The organism is Kitasatospora saccharophila (assembly GCF_039529925.1).
In the GTDB taxonomy this organism is placed as follows: domain Bacteria; phylum Actinomycetota; class Actinomycetes; order Streptomycetales; family Streptomycetaceae; genus Kitasatospora; species Kitasatospora saccharophila.
In genome coordinates, this window is the sequence record NZ_BAAANS010000201.1 from 1 (window position 1) to 530 (window position 530).

Below are 530 nucleotides of genomic sequence, written 5' to 3' on the forward strand. Positions count from 1 at the left end.
GGACCAGGTCCATGCAGTACTGCAGCGCGGCGAGCATGCCGAGCCCGAGCAGGTCGAACTTGACCAGCCCCATCCAGGCGCAGTCGTCCTTGTCCCACTGCAGAACGGTCCGGTTCTCCTTGCGGGCGTGCTCGACCGGTACGACGTGGCCGACCGGGATGTCGGTCAGCACCATGCCGCCGGAGTGGATGCCGAGGTGCCGCGGGAACTTCAGCAGTTCCTCGGCCAGCTTCACCACCGGCTCGGGGATGTCGTGGTCCACGCTGCTGCGGACCGCGCCCCACGCGTCGACCTGTTTCGACCACGCGTCCTGCTGCCCGGTGCTGAAGCCGAGCGCCTTGGCCATGTCCCGGACGGCGAGCTTCGGGCGGTAGGTGATCACGTTCGCGACCTGGGCCGCGTTGCGCCGGCCGTACTTGCGGTAGACGTACTGGATCACCTCCTCGCGCCGGTCGGAGTCGAAGTCCACGTCGATGTCCGGTTCCTCGTCGCGGGCCGCGGACAGGAACCGCTCGAACGGCAGGTTGAAG

General features: G+C 68.1%; 1 pseudogene. It reads right to left on the reverse strand.

The features are described 5' to 3' along the window. A pseudogene (locus ABD345_RS40170) lies at positions 1–530 on the reverse strand (error-prone DNA polymerase); the annotation flags it as partial.